This is a genomic window from Ligilactobacillus cholophilus (genome assembly GCF_030389495.1).
Taxonomy (GTDB): domain Bacteria; phylum Bacillota; class Bacilli; order Lactobacillales; family Lactobacillaceae; genus Ligilactobacillus; species Ligilactobacillus cholophilus.
Genome location: NZ_CP127832.1, coordinates 735022 through 753158, shown reverse-complemented (window position 1 = coordinate 753158; position 18137 = coordinate 735022). Strand labels below are relative to the sequence as shown.

At 29.9% G+C, this 18137-nt stretch carries 13 protein-coding genes; 11 read left to right on the top strand and 2 right to left on the bottom strand.

Going from position 1 to position 18137, the window contains the following annotated elements; genetic code table 11:
• Window positions 1-6: 6 nt before the first annotated feature.
• From QPK35_RS03955 to holA, 3 genes are read left to right on the top strand one after another with little or no spacing between them, the layout of a single operon-like run.
• Window positions 7-492, top strand: coding sequence for a ComE operon protein 2 (locus QPK35_RS03955; protein ID WP_290034174.1), 486 nt, complete (start codon window positions 7-9; stop codon window positions 490-492).
• On the top strand, window positions 447-2720 hold the full coding sequence (locus tag QPK35_RS03950; RefSeq protein WP_353851765.1) for a ComEC/Rec2 family competence protein: 2274 nt from the start codon (window positions 447-449) through the stop codon (window positions 2718-2720). The genes QPK35_RS03955 and QPK35_RS03950 overlap by 46 nt, the downstream gene beginning before the upstream one ends.
• Before the next feature lie 10 nt (window positions 2721-2730).
• Window positions 2731-3762, top strand: coding sequence for a DNA polymerase III subunit delta (gene holA, locus QPK35_RS03945; RefSeq protein ID WP_290034173.1), 1032 nt, complete (start codon window positions 2731-2733; stop codon window positions 3760-3762).
• Window positions 3763-3773: 11 nt separating this feature from the next.
• Here holA and rpsT read toward each other — a convergent pair whose 3' ends face one another.
• Window positions 3774-4028 (bottom strand): 30S ribosomal protein S20, encoded by a 255-nt coding sequence (gene rpsT / locus QPK35_RS03940; protein WP_290034172.1) that lies wholly within the window; start codon window positions 4026-4028, stop codon window positions 3774-3776.
• Window positions 4029-4294: 266 nt separating this feature from the next.
• Between rpsT and rpsO the strand changes: the two genes are divergently transcribed.
• The 5 genes from rpsO (at window position 4295) to tig (ending at window position 10306) form a co-directional block, all read left to right on the top strand.
• The gene (rpsO, locus tag QPK35_RS03935) at window positions 4295-4564 is read left to right on the top strand and encodes a 30S ribosomal protein S15 (RefSeq protein WP_290034171.1); all 270 of its coding nucleotides are present in this window, start codon (window positions 4295-4297) and stop codon (window positions 4562-4564) included.
• Window positions 4565-4711: 147 nt separating this feature from the next.
• A complete protein-coding gene (locus QPK35_RS03930; RefSeq protein WP_290034170.1) occupies window positions 4712-6457 on the top strand; it encodes a ribonuclease J in 1746 nt (581 codons plus the stop codon).
• A gap of 92 nt (window positions 6458-6549) precedes the next feature.
• Window positions 6550-7446, top strand: a complete 897-nt coding sequence (locus QPK35_RS03925) for a hypothetical protein (protein ID WP_290034169.1) — start codon at window positions 6550-6552, stop codon at window positions 7444-7446.
• A gap of 193 nt (window positions 7447-7639) precedes the next feature.
• Window positions 7640-8827 (top strand): elongation factor Tu, encoded by a 1188-nt coding sequence (gene tuf, locus QPK35_RS03920; RefSeq protein WP_290034168.1) that lies wholly within the window; start codon window positions 7640-7642, stop codon window positions 8825-8827.
• Between the two features lie 165 nt (window positions 8828-8992).
• Window positions 8993-10306 carry a trigger factor gene (tig, locus tag QPK35_RS03915; protein ID WP_290034167.1) on the top strand — a complete coding sequence of 438 codons (1314 nt, stop codon included), beginning with the start codon at window positions 8993-8995 and terminating at the stop codon, window positions 10304-10306.
• A gap of 37 nt (window positions 10307-10343) precedes the next feature.
• Here the strand turns inward: tig and QPK35_RS03910 are convergent, their stop codons facing one another.
• Window positions 10344-10982 carry a TetR/AcrR family transcriptional regulator gene (locus QPK35_RS03910; protein ID WP_290034166.1) on the bottom strand — a complete coding sequence of 213 codons (639 nt, stop codon included), beginning with the start codon at window positions 10980-10982 and terminating at the stop codon, window positions 10344-10346.
• 205 nt (window positions 10983-11187) lie between these two features.
• Here QPK35_RS03910 and QPK35_RS03905 point away from each other — a divergent pair, with 205 nt between their 5' ends.
• The 3 genes from QPK35_RS03905 (at window position 11188) to gnd (ending at window position 18035) form a co-directional block, all read left to right on the top strand.
• Window positions 11188-15135, top strand: coding sequence for an MMPL family transporter (locus QPK35_RS03905; RefSeq protein ID WP_290034165.1), 3948 nt, complete (start codon window positions 11188-11190; stop codon window positions 15133-15135).
• Window positions 15136-15301: 166 nt separating this feature from the next.
• A complete protein-coding gene (gene clpX, locus QPK35_RS03900) occupies window positions 15302-16546 on the top strand; it encodes an ATP-dependent Clp protease ATP-binding subunit ClpX (RefSeq protein WP_290034164.1) in 1245 nt (414 codons plus the stop codon).
• Window positions 16547-16610: 64 nt separating this feature from the next.
• Window positions 16611-18035 carry an NADP-dependent phosphogluconate dehydrogenase gene (gnd, locus tag QPK35_RS03895; protein WP_290034163.1) on the top strand — a complete coding sequence of 475 codons (1425 nt, stop codon included), beginning with the start codon at window positions 16611-16613 and terminating at the stop codon, window positions 18033-18035.
• Window positions 18036-18137: the final 102 nt, after the last annotated feature.

The window sequence follows — 18137 nt, the reverse complement described above, 5'->3', positions numbered from 1 at the left end:
TTTATTATGTGTAATAAAAATAGAATTCCTTGGAATCAATACTTTATGTCACAAGCAATATTGTTATCGATGAGAGGAACATGTAAAAGATTATCAGTTGGTGCTATTTTAGTACGTGACGATCGAATCATAGCAGGTGGGTATAATGGATCTGTATCTGGAGACGTTCACTGTATTGATGAAGGATGTTATATAGTAAATGGACATTGTTTACGTACAATTCATGCTGAAATGAATGCAATTTTACAATGTGCAAAGTTTGGAATAGCTACATCAGATGCAGAAATTTATGTAACTGATTTTCCATGTTTACAATGTACTAAAATGCTTTTACAAGCTGGAATTAAAAAAATTTATTATTTAAGAAATTACCATAATGATCCTTATGCACTTTCTTTACTAAAGAAGAAAAATGTTGATGTTGAACAAGTAAAAATTAATCCAGAATATTTGCAATCGGTTGTCAAAGTTGCAGAAGAAAATCGGGAATAATTACGCGAAAATACTATTTATTATTCTTTGCATTTGAGTGTATTATTTTAAATTTTTGTTTATTAAATGCTACGAGATTAAATATTATAATTTTACTAATCTTATTTTTACGAATTTATTTTACAAATTACAAACCAATGATTATTACTTTATTTATTGGTGGAATACTTTGGAGTTTTTTTCAATTAGAATTTAGAGAAAAGTTTTATAATCACATTGAAGATAGAGTATATCAAAATGCTGTTGTTCAAGTTTATTCTGATGAGATTAAATATACAGAAGATTCAGCTAAATTTGTTGCAAAAGATCTTCATAATAATGAGCAAATTCAAATAGTTTATATGCCATCAAAAATTAACGATTTAGATTATTTGAAAAAGTTTCATGGAAAATTATTACTTCAAATTAATGGCAAAATCAGAACTCCAGACTTGCCTACAAATGAAAACCAATTTAATTATAGAAATTTTTTATTGAGTAAAAATATTTATTATATCGCATTTGTAAATAAAATAAATTGTAAAAGTAAAACTGCCAATTCTTTAATAGAAAAAATAATAATTAATATTCATATAATTCGTGAAAAGCTAATCAATTATTTTAATACATTTCCTAAAATTTTAGGTAGTTATGCAAGTGCTTTAATATTAGGTATATTAACAGATGATTTTTATGAAACAAGTAATAATATAAGAACTTTAGGGCTTTTATATTTATTTTGTCTTTCTGGAATGCATGTTTTTTTTATTAGACGTTACATAACTGATATTTTACAGTTGTTCCGAATTTCCAAAGAAGTTATAGATTTAATATTATTGTTAGTTTTTCCATGTTATTGCATAATTGGTGGAGAAAATTTAAGTTTAGTACGTGCGGTTTTAATGATTTGTCTAGGAATAATTTCCTCATTTGTATTAAAAGTGCCATTATCTGGAATTGAATGCTGGAGTATTGCATTAATTATTCATTTAGCTTTTTTCCCAGCATTACTATATTCACTAGGAGCACAACTAAGTTATTTAATGACGTTCATTTTATTATCAAGTGAGGAAGAGTCTTCGATTTTTCTAAATTTTAAACTTAATAATTATAGTATGCCTTTAATTTTAAATAGCACATTCCAGTGGAATATTTTAACTTCTATTCTTTCAATTGTAGTTGGTTATTTATTCGAGAAAATTATTTTTCCACTTACAATTATTGGAATTTCAATGCCTATTTTTAAAAGCGGTGTATCATTTGTTTTAAATATATTTGATCATTGGTTTAAATGCTTAGCAAGTTTACCATTTTTAATTACATTTGGAAAAATGCCAATAGTTATTGTGATATTTATTTTATTTATTCAATTTAGATGTGAAAATCGAAAAAATTTGATGATTAAATATTTTTTAATTGTAATGGTGTATTTTATAACATTCTGTTTTATCCATTTTCCTTTGACAAATGAGATAGTTTATTTTGACATTGGACAAGGGGATAGTACATTAATTCGAGAAAAATTTAATAGGAATATAATATTGATTGATACAGGTGGAAAAGTAACTTTTAATGATAATAAGGAAAAACAAAATACAATTGGAGAATCAGTTATTGCAAATTACTTATTAAGTAAGGGAATTAATCGAATTGATGGTTTATATTTAACGCATCAAGATACTGATCATGTAGGATATTTTCCAAGTATTGGGAAAAAGATTTATTTTAGTAAAATTTTTGTGCCAGCGGGGATGGAAAGGCTGAAAAGTTTTAGGTCACGTTTAGCAAAAATTAAAGAACAGAAGGTAAAAGTTATTCCAACAACTTTTTTGAGTTCAAATGAAAATAATATTAAAATATTACATCCGTTTAATTCTGGTAAGGGAAGAAATCAAGATTCGTTAGTGTTATATAAAAAAATTGAATCGTTTCGATTTATTTTTACAGGAGATTTAGATCAAAATGGAGAATTGAAAGTTATAAATTCATACCCAAATTTAAAAGTTGATATTTTAAAAACTGGACATCATGGAAGCAAAACATCAACGAATGATGATTTTGTTCAGAAGATTCAACCTAAATTAGCGGTAATTTCTGCTGGAAGGCATAATCGATATGGTCATCCCAACCAGGAAACATTAGATGTATTAAATCGACATAATATACCATATTTAATAACAGCTAAAAATGGTATGATTAAGGTTGAAATTAAAAATAATCATATTAAAATAAAAAAAGCTCTAAAGTGAGAGGTAATTGATGAATATAGATGAAGCACTTAAACAAATAAAGGATAAGAATTTTTCAGATGTTTATTTAGTAATTGGCGAAGAAAAATATGAAGAAAAATTATTAAAAAAGGCATTTAAAAATGTTATTCCGCATGATGAGCAAGAATTTAATTCAGCAGAATATGATATGGAAACGACTTCGTTGGGTGTTGCATTAAATGATGCAATGTCAGTTCCTTTTTTTGGTGATAAACGATTAGTTTTAATAAATAATCCGTATTTTTTGACTGGCGAAAAAATAAAATCAAAAGTTGAACATAATATTAATGAATTTAGTGATTATCTTAAGAATCCACTTGATACAACAATTTTAGTAATTTTTGCACCTTATAAAAAATTGGATGAAAGAAAAAAGGTTGTAAAGTTATTAAAAAAGACAGCTACTGTCATTAATAATCAATTGTTAGACGAGCAGCAGGTTCGTCAAAAAGTGATTAATCGATTGAAAAAAGAAGATATTACTATTGATTCAAGTGCACTAGATTTACTTTTAGAAAGAACCATGGCAAAAATGGATTTAGTTATGAATGAAGTTGATAAGTTATGTTTATTTGCAACAGATAAACATAGAATTACTTTAGTGGATGTTGATGAATTAGTTACAAAATCACTTGAACAAAATGTTTTTGATTTAGTGGATTTAGTAATGGAACATAATGTTGCTCAAGCACTCGCAATGTATCGTGATTTATTAGCACAAAAGGAAGAACCGTTAAAAATTAATGCAATTTTGTTAAGCCAATTTAGGTTACTACTTCAAGTAAAAATTTTAAAAAAACATGGATATGCACAGGGAAATATTGCAAGCACAATAAAAGTTCATCCTTATCGTGTTAAAATTGCTTTAAGAAAAATTAATAGATTCAGTATTAAGGAATTAAAAAGAGGATTTTTAGGATTAGTTGAAAACGAATTGAAAATGAAATCAACTCAGGAAAGTCCAGAATTATTATTTCAAATGTTTCTTTTACAAATGAATACAAAAAAAAATCTGGGATAACCCAGATTTTTTTATTTAGCTAAACGATTAGCCATACGTGATTTATCACGAGCAGCTTTATTAGCTTTAATTAAGCCTTTTGAAGCTGCCTTATCAACAGCAGAAACAGCTGCTTGATAAAGTTCTTCAACATTATCAGCACCAGCAGTCTTAGCTTTTTCAAATTTCTTAACAGCTGTACGCATCTTGCTTAATTGTGCAGAGTTGCGATCATTTGCTTTTTCATTTACTTTAACACGTTTGATTGCAGATTTAATAATAGGCATGTTTTCACCTCCACATAATGCGATCACATTAAACTTTAACATAAGTAATTATACAAGAGCAAATTAAACATTGCAATAAGAAATTAAATTGCATAAAATTATGTGATAAAAATAATGGATATTGAGATAAGGTATTTGATTAAATAGTACTTGCATTTTATTTAACTATTATGTAAAATCTACTTTGTACCACTACTGAGTTTATCTCGATTCACCGACGGTTTACTCGGTAATAGGCATATATTTTTTGAAAGGGTGGGAATAGAATGGCTATTTCACAAGAAAAGAAAAACGAATTAATGAAAAAATACGCTCGTCATGAAGGCGACACAGGTTCAGCAGAAGTTCAAATCGCTGTTTTAACAGAAGATATTAATGAACTTAACGCACACGTTAAGGAACACAAAAAAGATTTTGCTGCACAACGTGGTTTAATGAAGAAAATTGGTCACCGTCGTAACTTACTTGCATATTTACGTAACACAGATGTTCAACGTTACCGTGAATTAATCAAGAGTTTAGGTTTACGTCGTTAATATTTATGAAGCTATGTTACTACATAGCTTCTTTTTTTATACTTATATTTTTCATAATATTGTTTCACGTCTTTAAATATAAATGTGGTATACTAATAATTAAGTACTGTGAACGGTTTTAATTATTTTAATATTAGGAGTGAAATTATGAGCGAAATTAAACTCGACGTGTTAAGTGGCGTACGTGAAAATGGGAAAAATATGTATGCAGTAGAAGTCGATGATAAAATTTTTATTTTAGATTGTGGCCTTATGTACCCAGAAAATGAATTATTAGGGATTGATATTGTTATTCCTAATTTTGATTATTTAGAAGAAAATGCTAGAAAAATTCAAGGAATATTTTTAACACATGGTCATGCTGATGCAATTGGCGCATTACCATATTTTATCGAAAATCATCCTGTTCCAATTTTTGGTTCTGAATTAACAATTGCATTAGCTAAAATTGCATGTGAAAATGTATCAAAAGCAAAAAAATTTAACGATTTTCATATTATTGATGAACAAACTGAGATTGATTTTGATGATGTAACTGTTTCATTCTTTAAAACAACTCATTCGGTACCTGATTCATTAGGAATAGTTTTACAAACACCAGAAGGCAATATTGTTTATACTGGAGATTTTAAAATTGATCAGACTGCAACAAGTGATTATCAAACTGACTACTCTCGAATTGCGGAAATTGGTAATCAGGGAGTTTTAGCTTTATTAAGCGATTCTACAAATGCTGAAAATCCTATTGAAATTGAAAATGAAAAGGATGTTTTAGATTTTATTTCAGAAACTTTTGAATATCATTCTGGTAGAATTGTTGTTTCTGCGCATTCTTCTAATATAATTCGGATTCAACAAGTTTTTGAAGCAGCATATCAAAATAATCGTAAAATAGCATTAATTGGATATGATGTAGAAAAAATTGTTAAAACTGCTTTAAGACTTAATAAATTACATATTCCTGATGATGATTTATTAATTGATATTCATGATATTGGAAAATATGATGATGATGAATTAGTTATTTTACAAACAGGTCGTTCTGGGGAACCTTTAAAATCATTACAAAAAATGGCACTTGGTCGTCATAAATCAGTAAAATTAAAACATGGTGATCTCGTTTTAATTACAACAACACCTTCACCATCTATGGAAACAAATGTTGCTAAAACTCGTGATATGATATTTAGAGCTGGAGCAAATGTTAAAACAATATCTGATAATATGAATTTATCAGGACATGCGAGTCGAAATGATTTGCAATTAATGTTCAATCTTTTAAAACCAAAATTTGTTATTCCTGTTCAAGGCGAATATAGGCAATTATTTGCAACTAAGGAATGTGCACTTGAGGTTGGCATACCTGATGAAAATGTAATTTTAGTAAATAAGGGTGATATTTTAGAATACACTCGTGATAAGTTTCAATTAATCCAGTCAGTAGATGCAAGTAATACGTTAATTGATGGTATTGGAATTGGAGATATTGGTAATATCGTATTACGAGATCGTAAATTATTAGCTGAAGATGGTATTTTTATTGCAGTCGTTACAATAGACCGTAGAAAGCATAAAATAGTTGATACTCCTAAAATTACTTCTCGCGGATTTGTATATGTGAAAACAAGTCGAGATTTAATTGCAGAAAGTCGTGAAATTGTTACTAAAGTAGTTCAAAATAATTTAGATAATAAAGAATTTGATTGGACTCATTTAAAACAAGATATTCGTGACCAATTAAATCACTACTTGTATGAACAAACTAAGAGACATCCTGTAATTATGCCTGTTATTATGGAAATAAATCAATCTCATATGAAAAAGGGCCATAAAAAAGTAAAAAAAGAGAACGTTAAGCAACAAAAAAATAATTCAAAATCGAAAAATAAATAATATAAAAAGGTTGTGACCGCTTGGCATAACCTTTTTATATTTTATAGAGACTAAGTAGCTTTAATTAATTTTAGATATTTAGGAGATTAAGGATGGATGAAAAAAAACTAGAATTATTGAAACAAAAAGCATATAAGTTAATGGAAAATCAAAATTACTGTGAAGCAGTAGAGATATATAATGAAATTTATTTAAAAGAAAATAGTTTTAAAAATAATTATTCTCTTTTCCATGCATTGATGAAAAATCAGGAATATTCCAAGGGATTGGAAATTGCATTTGAATATTTAAAAAAATATATTCAAAATGATCTTGCGTTATATGAATTGTTTGATGCTTATTTGTATTCAGGAGATATTTTTGATGCTTTTATTTTATTCTATGAAATTAAAGATTTTGCCAACCATGATGAACAGAAAATCATTGAGGAAAAGTTGACAAATTATAATAAATATCTTTCAAAAGAACAACAAATTAAGAAAGATGAAGTTATTAAAAAAATTAAATATGCTGGTTTTTTTAATGATAAAGAACAATTGGACATATTAAATGATATAAAAATTCTTAATCCTACTGAATTGCAAGTAAATGTTAAGAATGCTTTAATTGATCCAAATACAAATGAAGTTTTTCGAATTTCAATATTAGATGCATTAAGTAAAGTAAATAATTCAGAAGTTGAATGCTTAGGAATTAATGGTGAAATTAGGAATTTTGATTTAAATCAATTAAAAAAAATAAAAAAATCCACAGAATTAAAAAGTAAAATTCTATTGAAAATAGATGAATTATATCCAGATATAACTGATGAAAATAGAAATCAACTAATTACAGAAGTATTTTTAAAAGTCATAATTTTATTAACAAGTTGTAATTTTGATTTTTCTGAATATATAAAAATCATTTTTACACCAAATGAATTTTTAAATGGAAAACAAAGAGAGTTAGCTGAAAAAATTGAAAAAATATTTGAAAAAAGATATTTCTAATAAAAATTTACAAGTTTTATATTTACAAATGATTAATACACTTATATAATGAATCAAGGATTCTTCTTTTAAGATAAAAAACTAGTTTAATTACTTGGTTTTAATTAAAAGAAGTAGTATAATAAAACTCAAAAGAATATCAACAAACATTTTTTTGTGGATATCTTTGGAAAAATTCAGGAGGTTCGTATTAATGGCAAAAGAACATTACGAAAGAACAAAGCCCCACGTTAACATTGGTACAATCGGCCACGTTGACCACGGGAAAACAACTTTAACAGCAGCTATTACAAAAGTTTTAGCTGAAAAAGGTTTAGCACAAGCTGAAGACTATGCTTCAATCGATGCTGCTCCAGAAGAACGTGAACGTGGTATTACAATTAACACAGCTCACGTTGAATATGAAACAGAAAAGCGTCACTACGCTCACATCGACGCTCCAGGACACGCTGACTATGTTAAGAACATGATCACAGGTGCTGCTCAAATGGATGGTGCTATCTTAGTTGTAGCTGCAACAGATGGTCCTATGCCACAAACACGTGAACACATCTTACTTGCTCGTCAAGTTGGTGTTAAGTACATTGTTGTATTCTTAAACAAGACTGACTTAGTTGATGATGATGAATTATTAGACTTAGTTGAAATGGAAGTTCGTGACTTATTAAGTGAATACGACTTCCCTGGTGACGATATTCCTGTAATTCGTGGTTCAGCTTTGAAGGCATTGGAAGGCGATAAAGATGCAGAAGCTCAAATCATGAAATTAATGGATACAATCGACGAATACATTCCAACACCAGAACGTCCAACAGATAAGCCATTCTTAATGCCTGTTGAAGATGTATTTACAATCACAGGTCGTGGTACTGTTGCTTCAGGTCGTGTTGACCGTGGTACAGTTTCAGTTGGTGACGAAGTTGAAATTGTTGGTTTGAAGGATGAAGTTCTTAAGACAACAATTACAGGTGTAGAAATGTTCCGTAAGACACTTGACCAAGGTGAAGCTGGAGATAACATCGGTGCTTTACTTCGTGGTGTAAACCGTGATCAAGTAGAACGTGGACAAGTTTTAGCTAAGCCAGGTTCAATCCAAACTCACAAGAAGTTCAAGGGTGAAGTTTATGTCTTAACTAAAGAAGAAGGTGGACGTCACACACCATTCTTCTCAAACTACCGTCCTCAATTCTACTTCCACACAACTGACGTTACAGGTGTTATCGAATTACCAGAAGGTGTAGAAATGGTTATGCCTGGTGATAACGTTACATTTACAGTAGAATTAATTGCACCAGTTGCTATTGAAAAAGGTCTTAAATTCACAGTTCGTGAAGGTGGACGTACAGTTGGTGCCGGTGTTGTTTCAGACATCCTTGACTAATTCAAATAATTGTATATTAAAGAGCTTAAGTTTAACTTAAGCTCTTTTTTTATTAAATTATCAAAATTTATTAGAATTCATTTACTTTTAACGATTTGTAAGGTAAACTTAATTAATATACAGATGCTATTTATTGTATAAAATTAATAGTTCGGAGGGAATAAAATGTCTGTTAAGTGGGAAAAAGAAGAAGGCAAAAATAACGGTAAATTAACCTTCAAAATCCAACCAGATAAAATTAAGGAAGGCTTGGACATTGCTTTTAACAAAGTGAAAAAATCATTGAATGTTCCAGGTTTCCGTAAAGGAAAGGTTCCTCGCCAAATATTTAACAAAATGTATGGCGAAGAAGCATTATATCAAGATGCTTTAAATGCTTTATTACCTGAAGCATATGCAAATGCTGTATCTGAATCAAAAATTAAGCCAGTTGGTCAACCTGAAATTAATGTTGAATCAATGGAAAAGGGTTCAGAATGGGTTTTATCAGCTATGGTTACTGTTGAACCTGAAGTTAAATTAGGTGAATATAAAGGACTTGAAGTTGAAAAACACTCTACACGTGTAACTGCAAAAGAAGTTGATGCAGAATTAGAACGTCGTCGTCAACAACAAGCTGAATTAGTTTTAAAAGAAGACGAACCTGCTGAAAAAGGCGATACAGTTGTAATTGACTTTGAAGGTAAAGTTGATGGTAAAGCTTTTGATGGTGGCAAGTCACAAAACTATTCATTAGAATTAGGCTCAAATACATTCATTCCTGGCTTTGAAGATCAATTAATTGGTCACAAAGCAGATGATGACGTTGAAGTCAAGGTAACATTCCCAGAAGATTACCAAGCAAAAGAATTAGCTGGCAAAGATGCTATTTTTGATGTTAAGATTCACGAAGTTAAACAAAAAGAACTTCCAGAATTAGATGATGATTTTGCTAAAGATATTGATGATGATGTTGATACATTGACTGAATTAAAAGCAAAGATCAAAGAACAAATTAAAGAACAAAAAGAAGCTGCTGCCAAGAATGCAATTCAAGAAGAAGCAATTTCAGAAGCAGTAGAAAATGCTACAATTGGTGACATCCCAGAAGTTATGATTGAAGATGACGTACAACGTCAAATGGATCAATACTTCGGTGGTATGCAACAACAAGGAATCGATCCACAAATGTACTTTAAGTTAACAGGTACTTCAGAAGAAGATTTACGTAAGCAATTCCGTGAAGGTTCTGAAGAACGAGTAAAGACTAACCTTGTTCTTGAAGCTATTGTAAATAAGGAAAACCCTGAAGTTACAGATGATGAAATCAACGACGAAATCAAAGATTTAGCTAAGCAATATGGTATGGATGAAAAAGCTGTTCGTGCTGCTTTATCAACAGATATGTTAAAACATGATATTGCAATGCGTAAAGTTGTTGATGAAATGACTGATTCAGCAAAACCTGTATCAAAAACAAAGAAAAAAGAAAGTAAATAATTCTTAAAAAAAGCCATGTCAATGACATGGCTTTTTTTTATTTTTGAAATGAATTATCATCAATTTCACTAACACCTAAAATATCATGAGGACTTAGATATCGTGTCCTAATAATAATTTCAGCGATTTTTTGTGGGGATTCAGGATTAGTTTTAGATAACCAAAGTTTAATGATATTTAATAATTCTGAAACCACAATTTCATGTGCATAATCATCGGGAATATATTTATTTAACATATGATTTCCTTTAATATAATCTAAATCAAGATTTAAAATGTCGTCTAACATGCGCTTTATCTTTACTTCAAAATATGGATCGCCATTTGGACCAATTAAAGCCTTTGCCAATTCAAAATCAGCATAAATATATTCTATTATTTGATTAATGGTTGAATATAAGCGTAATTGAATTTCTTCTCTAGAATGTTCTTTTAATGTATTTTCTAATTTGTCAAAATTTAATGAGTGATTAACATGATTTAGAAATTGCTGTTCATAATGATTTATTAAATCAGGTTTATCAATGAAATGTTTATAAAATGTACTACGATTTATATTTGCAGTTTCAGTAATATCCTTTACCGTAACATGATTTAATCCCTTTTCATTTACTAAATTAATAAATGCAGCTTTAATTTTTTTATCTGTAGTAACGATTTTTTTATGAATAGCCATTTTTTTACTCCTTATAGTATTATTCAGTAATATATTATCAAACGATTTAAAGTAAAATACAAATTTAATTAAACATAAATTTATATTAGAATCAACATAATTAAATAAATTGATGATTGTTTTCAAATAAAAAATACGATATATTATATTAAAGTGAAAGCAACACAGTGTCTATTTAATTTTAAATTAGAAAGAGGGAATCATAATGGAAGAAAATAAATCTTCCAAGAAACGTTATATAGTACAAGCAATTATATGGTTTGCACTATTGGTGGTTTCATTGATTGCCTTACCGAACATAAATAAATTGGTTCGAGAGAAAGGGCAAATCACATTACCTAGTTCAGCAACAAGTCAAGTTGCTGATACTATTCAAAATCATTGGGGAAGACATGAAAGTAATACACGACAAGTTGTTGTGGTATTTAATAACGGTGATAAAAAACTTACTAAATCACAAAAAGAAAATATTGATGATACAATCAACTCATTAAATAAGCAGAAGAAAAAGTATCATATTAAATCAATGACTGCTCCAAACGAAAATAAATATACAAAAGAGCAGTTGATTTCAAAAGATAAAACAACAGAAATTTTACAATTAAATGTTGATAAAAAAATCACAGTGTCAAAAACACGTGAGTTAATTACAAAAGGGGCAAAAACACCGGGAGTAAAGACTTATGTTACAGGTAGCGATATATTAAATGATGACTTCATTAATGAAACTCAGCAAGGAATTAAGAAGACAGAAGCGATTACAATTGTTTTTATTTTTATTGTATTAGCATTTATTTTCCGCTCGCCTTTAACACCAATTTTTTCATTATTATCTGTAGGAATTTCAATGTTGATTTCTTTAAGTTTAGTAATGAATCTTGCAAGTCGATATAACTTCCCATTATCAAACTTCACACAAGTGTTTATGGTTGTTGTTCTATTTGGTATTGGGACTGACTATAATATTTTAATGTTTGATCAATTTAAAGAAGAATTAAGTAAAGGACTGACGCCGCTGCAGGCTACACGAAATTCGTTGAAAATTGCTGGTAAAACAATTCTCTTTAGTGGTTCTTCTGTATTAATTGGTTTTTCTACATTAGGACTTGCTAAATTCAGTATTTATCGTTCTGCAGTAGGTGTTGCAGTTGCAGTTGCGATTTTATTATTAGCATTACTTACATTGAATCCATTTTTTATGGCCTTACTTGGAAAGCATATATTTTGGCCAACTAAAAGATTTAATGGATCTTCGTCAAATAAAATGTGGCATAACATTTCAAAAACAATGGTTAAAATGCCATTTATTGGATTATTAGTAACGCTGTTATGTACATTACCATTTTTCTTTTCAAAGGGTAATCCATTAAATTATGATACTTTAGTAGAATTGAATGATTCAGTGCCTGCTAAACAAGGTTTTAAGGTTGTCGAGAAACACTTCTCAAAGGGAACTGCAGAACCTACAACATTGTATATTGAAACTGATCATCCTTTGAACAATGAAAAAGACCTTAAAGAAATTGATGACTTAGCTCAACAAATTAGAGCCGTTAAAGGTGTTAAAACAGTTGCAACTGTTACAGAACCTGGTGGATCGAAGTTAAAAGAACTTTACGTAAATGATCAATTAAAAACTGTTACAGATGGAACAAAAGATGCTCGTAAAGGGTTAACTCAAATTAGTGATGGTTTAAATGATGCAAATGATCAGTTAAAAAATGCAAATGTCCAATCAGGTGTTGATGGTGCAAAACAACTTTATGATGGAAGTAAACAACTTCAATCTGGTGCAAATACACTTTCAAACGGTGCTAGTGCTTTAGATAGCGGCATGTTGACTTATGCAAATGGAGTATATACGTTAAACAATGGTATGAATCAACTTGCTAGTTCAACAGGTGGATTAAAAGATGGTGTAAATACACTTTATAATGGTGCTAATACTTTAAGTAATGGATTGAATACATTAAATAGTAAAACAGGTTCATTAAGCTCTGGCATTGGTTCACTAACAAATGGTGGACAAAAACTAGCAGATGGTTCAAATCAATTAGCTCAAAAATTAAACGAAGTTAAAAATAGTGGGCAAATGAACCAATTGAATTCTAGTGTTTCACAATTACAAAGTGGAGCTAACCAAATTGCGGATGGATTAAGCCAAATGCAAAATCAACTTGCAGGTCAAAATTTTGATACATCAAAAATTAATGAATTGAAAGATGGATTGAATGCATTAAATCAACAGTTGGAAAATCTAAATAATATGTCAACGCCTGATTTAAGTAATATTCAAAAATCTGCACAGGTTTTATCTTCAAATAGCGATAAGGCTAAAACAGATGCAAGTAATTTAGAAAATTCGCTTAATGATCTAAAGAACGCAGCTTCATCTGCAAATTCAACTCAGGGATTATCTGAACAAGATATTAATAATATTGTTGATTCAGTAAATTCAAATGGTGGACAAAAATTAACTGATGCTCAGGAAAGTGCATTAAGAAAAACTTTGCAGAATACATCAGAACAAATATCAAAAAAACAAGCTGATATGATGAGTAGTTTGAATGGTAGCATTGAAAATGCAACTACAAATGCACAAAACTTACAAAATGATATGCAAAATGTTTCTTCAAGTGGCAATGATTTATCTTCACAATTAAATGAATTGAAATCATTAAGTGATCAAATGAGTAATCTTAAGACACTTGCTACAAAACAAACACAAGCAAATAATAGTTCATTAGAAGCATTAGATAAGTTAAACAATGCTGTAAATGGTTTGAAACAAATAAATGATGCATTAGGACAACAAGGATTAGTTGATGGATCACGTAAAGTTTCAGATGGATTAAATCAATTAAGCTCTGCAACTGGACAAATGCAACAGCTTGTATCACAAGCTGCTGATGGAGCAACACAAATTAATAATGGCGTAAATGCATTAAATGGTGGATTAGGACAATTAAGTTCACAAGTGCCAACATTAACAAGCGCAATTTCACAATTAGCAAATGGTTCAAATCAATTAACAGGTGGAATTGGTTCGATGAGAAGCCAAATGCCTACAATGTTGAATGCTATTTCTGCATTGAATAGTGGAACAAATCAACTAGCAGCAAATACACCAGCATTACAATCTGGAGCTAATCAAATTGCTTCAGGCGCATCATTATTGGCACAAAACCAAGGAACCTTGACAAATGGATTAGGTCAAATGTATAGCCAAATTAATGGATTAGCTGGTCAAGTTGGTAAATTAGAAAATGGACTTTCAACAGCAAGTAATGGTGCTGACAAGATTAATGATGGATTAGGAGATGCTAATAGCTATCTTAAAGGATTAAAGAATTCCGCTGCAGCTGATTCTTACTATGTACCAAAAGACGTACTTAATAGTAAAGAATATCAAAAAGCAGAAGATGCATATCTATCAGAAAATAACCATGCAGTTAAATTTACAATTATTTTAGATGAAAATCCTAGTTCATTAAGTGCAATGAATACAGTTGATAATATTCACAGTTTAGTGAATAAATCAATTAAGGGTACTTCTTTATCTGGAGCAACAGTTGCACTTGGCGGTCAAACATCATATATCAATGATACAAAAAACATTGCATCTAAAGATTTCATTAGGACAGCTATAATTATGTTAAGTGGAATTTTACTTGCATTAATGTTTATTACACGTTCTATCTTGCAGCCGTTTTATATTCTAGGTACATTGTTATTAACATATATTATGTCATTAGATATTACACATTTAATTAGTAAAGCATTCCTAGGACAAAGCATGTTAACATGGAATACACCATTCTTTAGTTTTATTATGTTAATTGCCTTAGGAGTAGATTATAGTATTTTCTTAATGATGAAATATCAAGAATATGATTCAATGTTAGCAACACCAGGTGTTAGAATAGTTAAAGCAGCTACTGAAATTGGAGCAGTTGTTGTTTCGGCAGCTTTGATTTTAAGTGGTACATTTGCTGCTTTGATGCCATCTGGAGTATTAACTTTAATTCAAGTTGCGTTAGTTGTAATTATTGGGTTAACAATTCTAGTATTTGCTATTCCAACAATTATTCCAAGTTTACTTAGTCTAACTTATCCAATTAAAGATAAAATGGATGGAAAAAACAATAAATAAACATTAATATAAAAGCTATGGTGAATATTCATCATAGCTTTTTTTATGCTATATAATAAAATATTTCAAATCTTTTTTATAAAAATAAAGCCAGAAAATAGAATAAATTATTAAAATTTGGTAAGATAAAGGTATCGATTTTTAATAGGTGAAGGTGAAATTAGTTATGCATGAAAATACAGATAATCAAGATGAAATCAGATGTTCATTTTGTGGAAAATCAGAAGCACAAGTTGGCAGTATGATTTCTGGGCCTGGCGTTTATATCTGTGATGAATGTGTTGGAGTGGCAGAATCTATTATTAAACAAGAAAAGCAGGCACAAATGACTAATAGTTTTTCGAAAATTCCAACACCTAAAGAAATAGTTAAAACTTTGGATCAATATGTTATTGGGCAAAGCGAAGCTAAAAAGATTTTAGCTGTAGCTGTATACAATCACTATAAAAGAATTAATTCATCACTATCATCTGATGATGATGATACTGAATTGCAAAAGAGTAATATTTGTTTGGTTGGTCCAACCGGATCCGGGAAAACATATCTTGCACAAAGTTTAGCAAGAATTTTAAATGTACCTTTTGCAATTGCTGATGCAACTACATTAACTGAAGCAGGATATGTCGGTGAAGATGTAGAAAATATTTTACTTAAATTAATTCAAAATGCGAACTATGATATTGAACGTGCAGAACATGGGATTATCTATATTGATGAAATAGATAAAATTGCAAAAAAATCTGAAAATGTGTCAATTACACGAGATGTTTCAGGAGAAGGGGTGCAACAAGCACTTCTAAAAATTCTTGAAGGAACAATTGCTAATGTACCTCCTCAAGGTGGTCGTAAACATCCTCAACAAGAAATGCTACAAATAGATACAAAAAATATTTTGTTTATTGTAGGTGGAGCATTTGATGGAATTGAAACGATCGTAAAACATCGATTAGGTGATAAAACAATTGGTTTTGGAACAAGTTCAATAATGAAAAATGACATAAATGAAAAAAGTATTATGCAGCAAATTATTCCTGAAGATTTGATGAAATTTGGTTTGATTCCAGAATTTATTGGTCGTTTGCCAATTCTTACTTCCTTAGAGAAATTAGATGAACATGATTTGGTAAGAATTTTAACAGAACCAAAGAATGCATTGGTTAAACAATACAAGAAATTAATGTCTCTAGATAATGTGGATCTTCAATTTACGGAAGATGCATTAAATGAAATGGCAAAAACTGCAATTCAAAGAAATACAGGTGCTCGTGGATTACGATCAATTATTGAACATACAATGATGGATGTTATGTATGAAACTCCAAGTAATGACCAAATAAGTAAAGTAATAATAACAGGTGAAACTGTAAAAGGTACAGGTAAACCTGAAATTGTGATGACAAATAGTAAATAAGCCTTTTCTAAGAATTTTATTTTTGCTAAAATAAATCTTAAAGAATGTAGCAGGAGGAATAAAAATGAAAAAAGCGCAATTCGGTGTAATTGGAATGGCTGTAATGGGGAAAAACTTAGCATTAAATATTGAACGTCAAGGATATGACGTTGCAATTTATGATTGGGATAATTCATATACTAAGAAGGTTATGGCTGACCATGGTGATAAGAACTTTATTCCAAGTTTTGAAATTGAAGATTTTGTAAAATCAATTCAAAAGCCAAGAAGAATTTTAATGATGGTGAAGGCTGGAGCGCCTACAGATTCAACAATTCAAAATGTATTACCTTATTTAGAAAAAGGTGATGTTTTAATTGATGGCGGTAATACATTCTTTAAAGATACAATGCGTCGTAATAAAGAATTAGAAAATTCCGGCATCAATTTTATTGGAATGGGAACATCTGGCGGTCAAAAAGGTGCATTGAATGGACCATCTTTGATGCCAGGAGGTCAAAAAGAAGCATATGATTTAGTTGCTCCAATTTTAAAACAAATTGCTGCAAAAGCTCCTGAAGATGGTGAACCATGTGTAACTTATGTGGGTCCAAATGGTGCAGGACACTATGTTAAAATGGTTCATAACGGAATTGAATATGGTGATATGGAACTTATTGCTGAAAGTTATGATTTAATGAAACGCATTTTAAAAATGTCAAACGCCGAAATTGCTGAAGTATTTAATAATTGGCGTTCAACAGAGTTAAGTAGTTACTTAATTGATATCACTGCGGAAATTCTAACTAAAAAAGATGATTTAGACACAGGCAAAGATATTATTGATGTTATCTTAGATCGTGCAGGAAACAAGGGTACAGGGAAATGGAGTTCTCAAAGTGCATTAGATTTAGGAATGCCTCAAACACTTATTACTGAAGCTGTTTATGCACGTTATATTTCTGCTATGAAAGATGAACGTGTTGAAGCAAGTAAAGTATTACCTGCTCCAGATGTAGAAATTGGTGAGTTAGATAAAAAAGAAATTATTGAGCAAATTCGAAAGGCTTTATATTTCAGTAAAATTATGAGCTATGCCCAAGGATTTGAACAAATTAAAGTTGCATCGGATAATTACGATTGGAATATTGATTTAGGTGAATTAGCCAAAATTTGGCGTGCAGGGTGCATTATTCGAGCTCAATTCTTGCAAAAGATTACGGATGCATATCAAAAGGATCCTAAATTAAATAACTTATTACTAGATGATTACTTTAAGGAAATTGTAATGAATTATCAGGAAGATGTTCGTAATATTGTTGCATTGGCTGTTAAAACAGGTATTCCATGTCCATGTTTTACTGCTGCAGTCACATACTATGATCAATATCGTTCACAAACATTACCTGCTAATTTAATTCAAGCACAGCGAGATTATTTTGGCGCCCATACTTATGAACGAACAGATAGAAAAGGTAATTTCCATTATGAATGGTATCCAGAAGAGTAAGTATTAACACAAAACAATAAAACGCCGTCTTTTAATTTAAACCATTAAAGTATAAATTAGGGGGCGACGTTTTTAATTATGAAGAATAGGAGAGTGAATGCG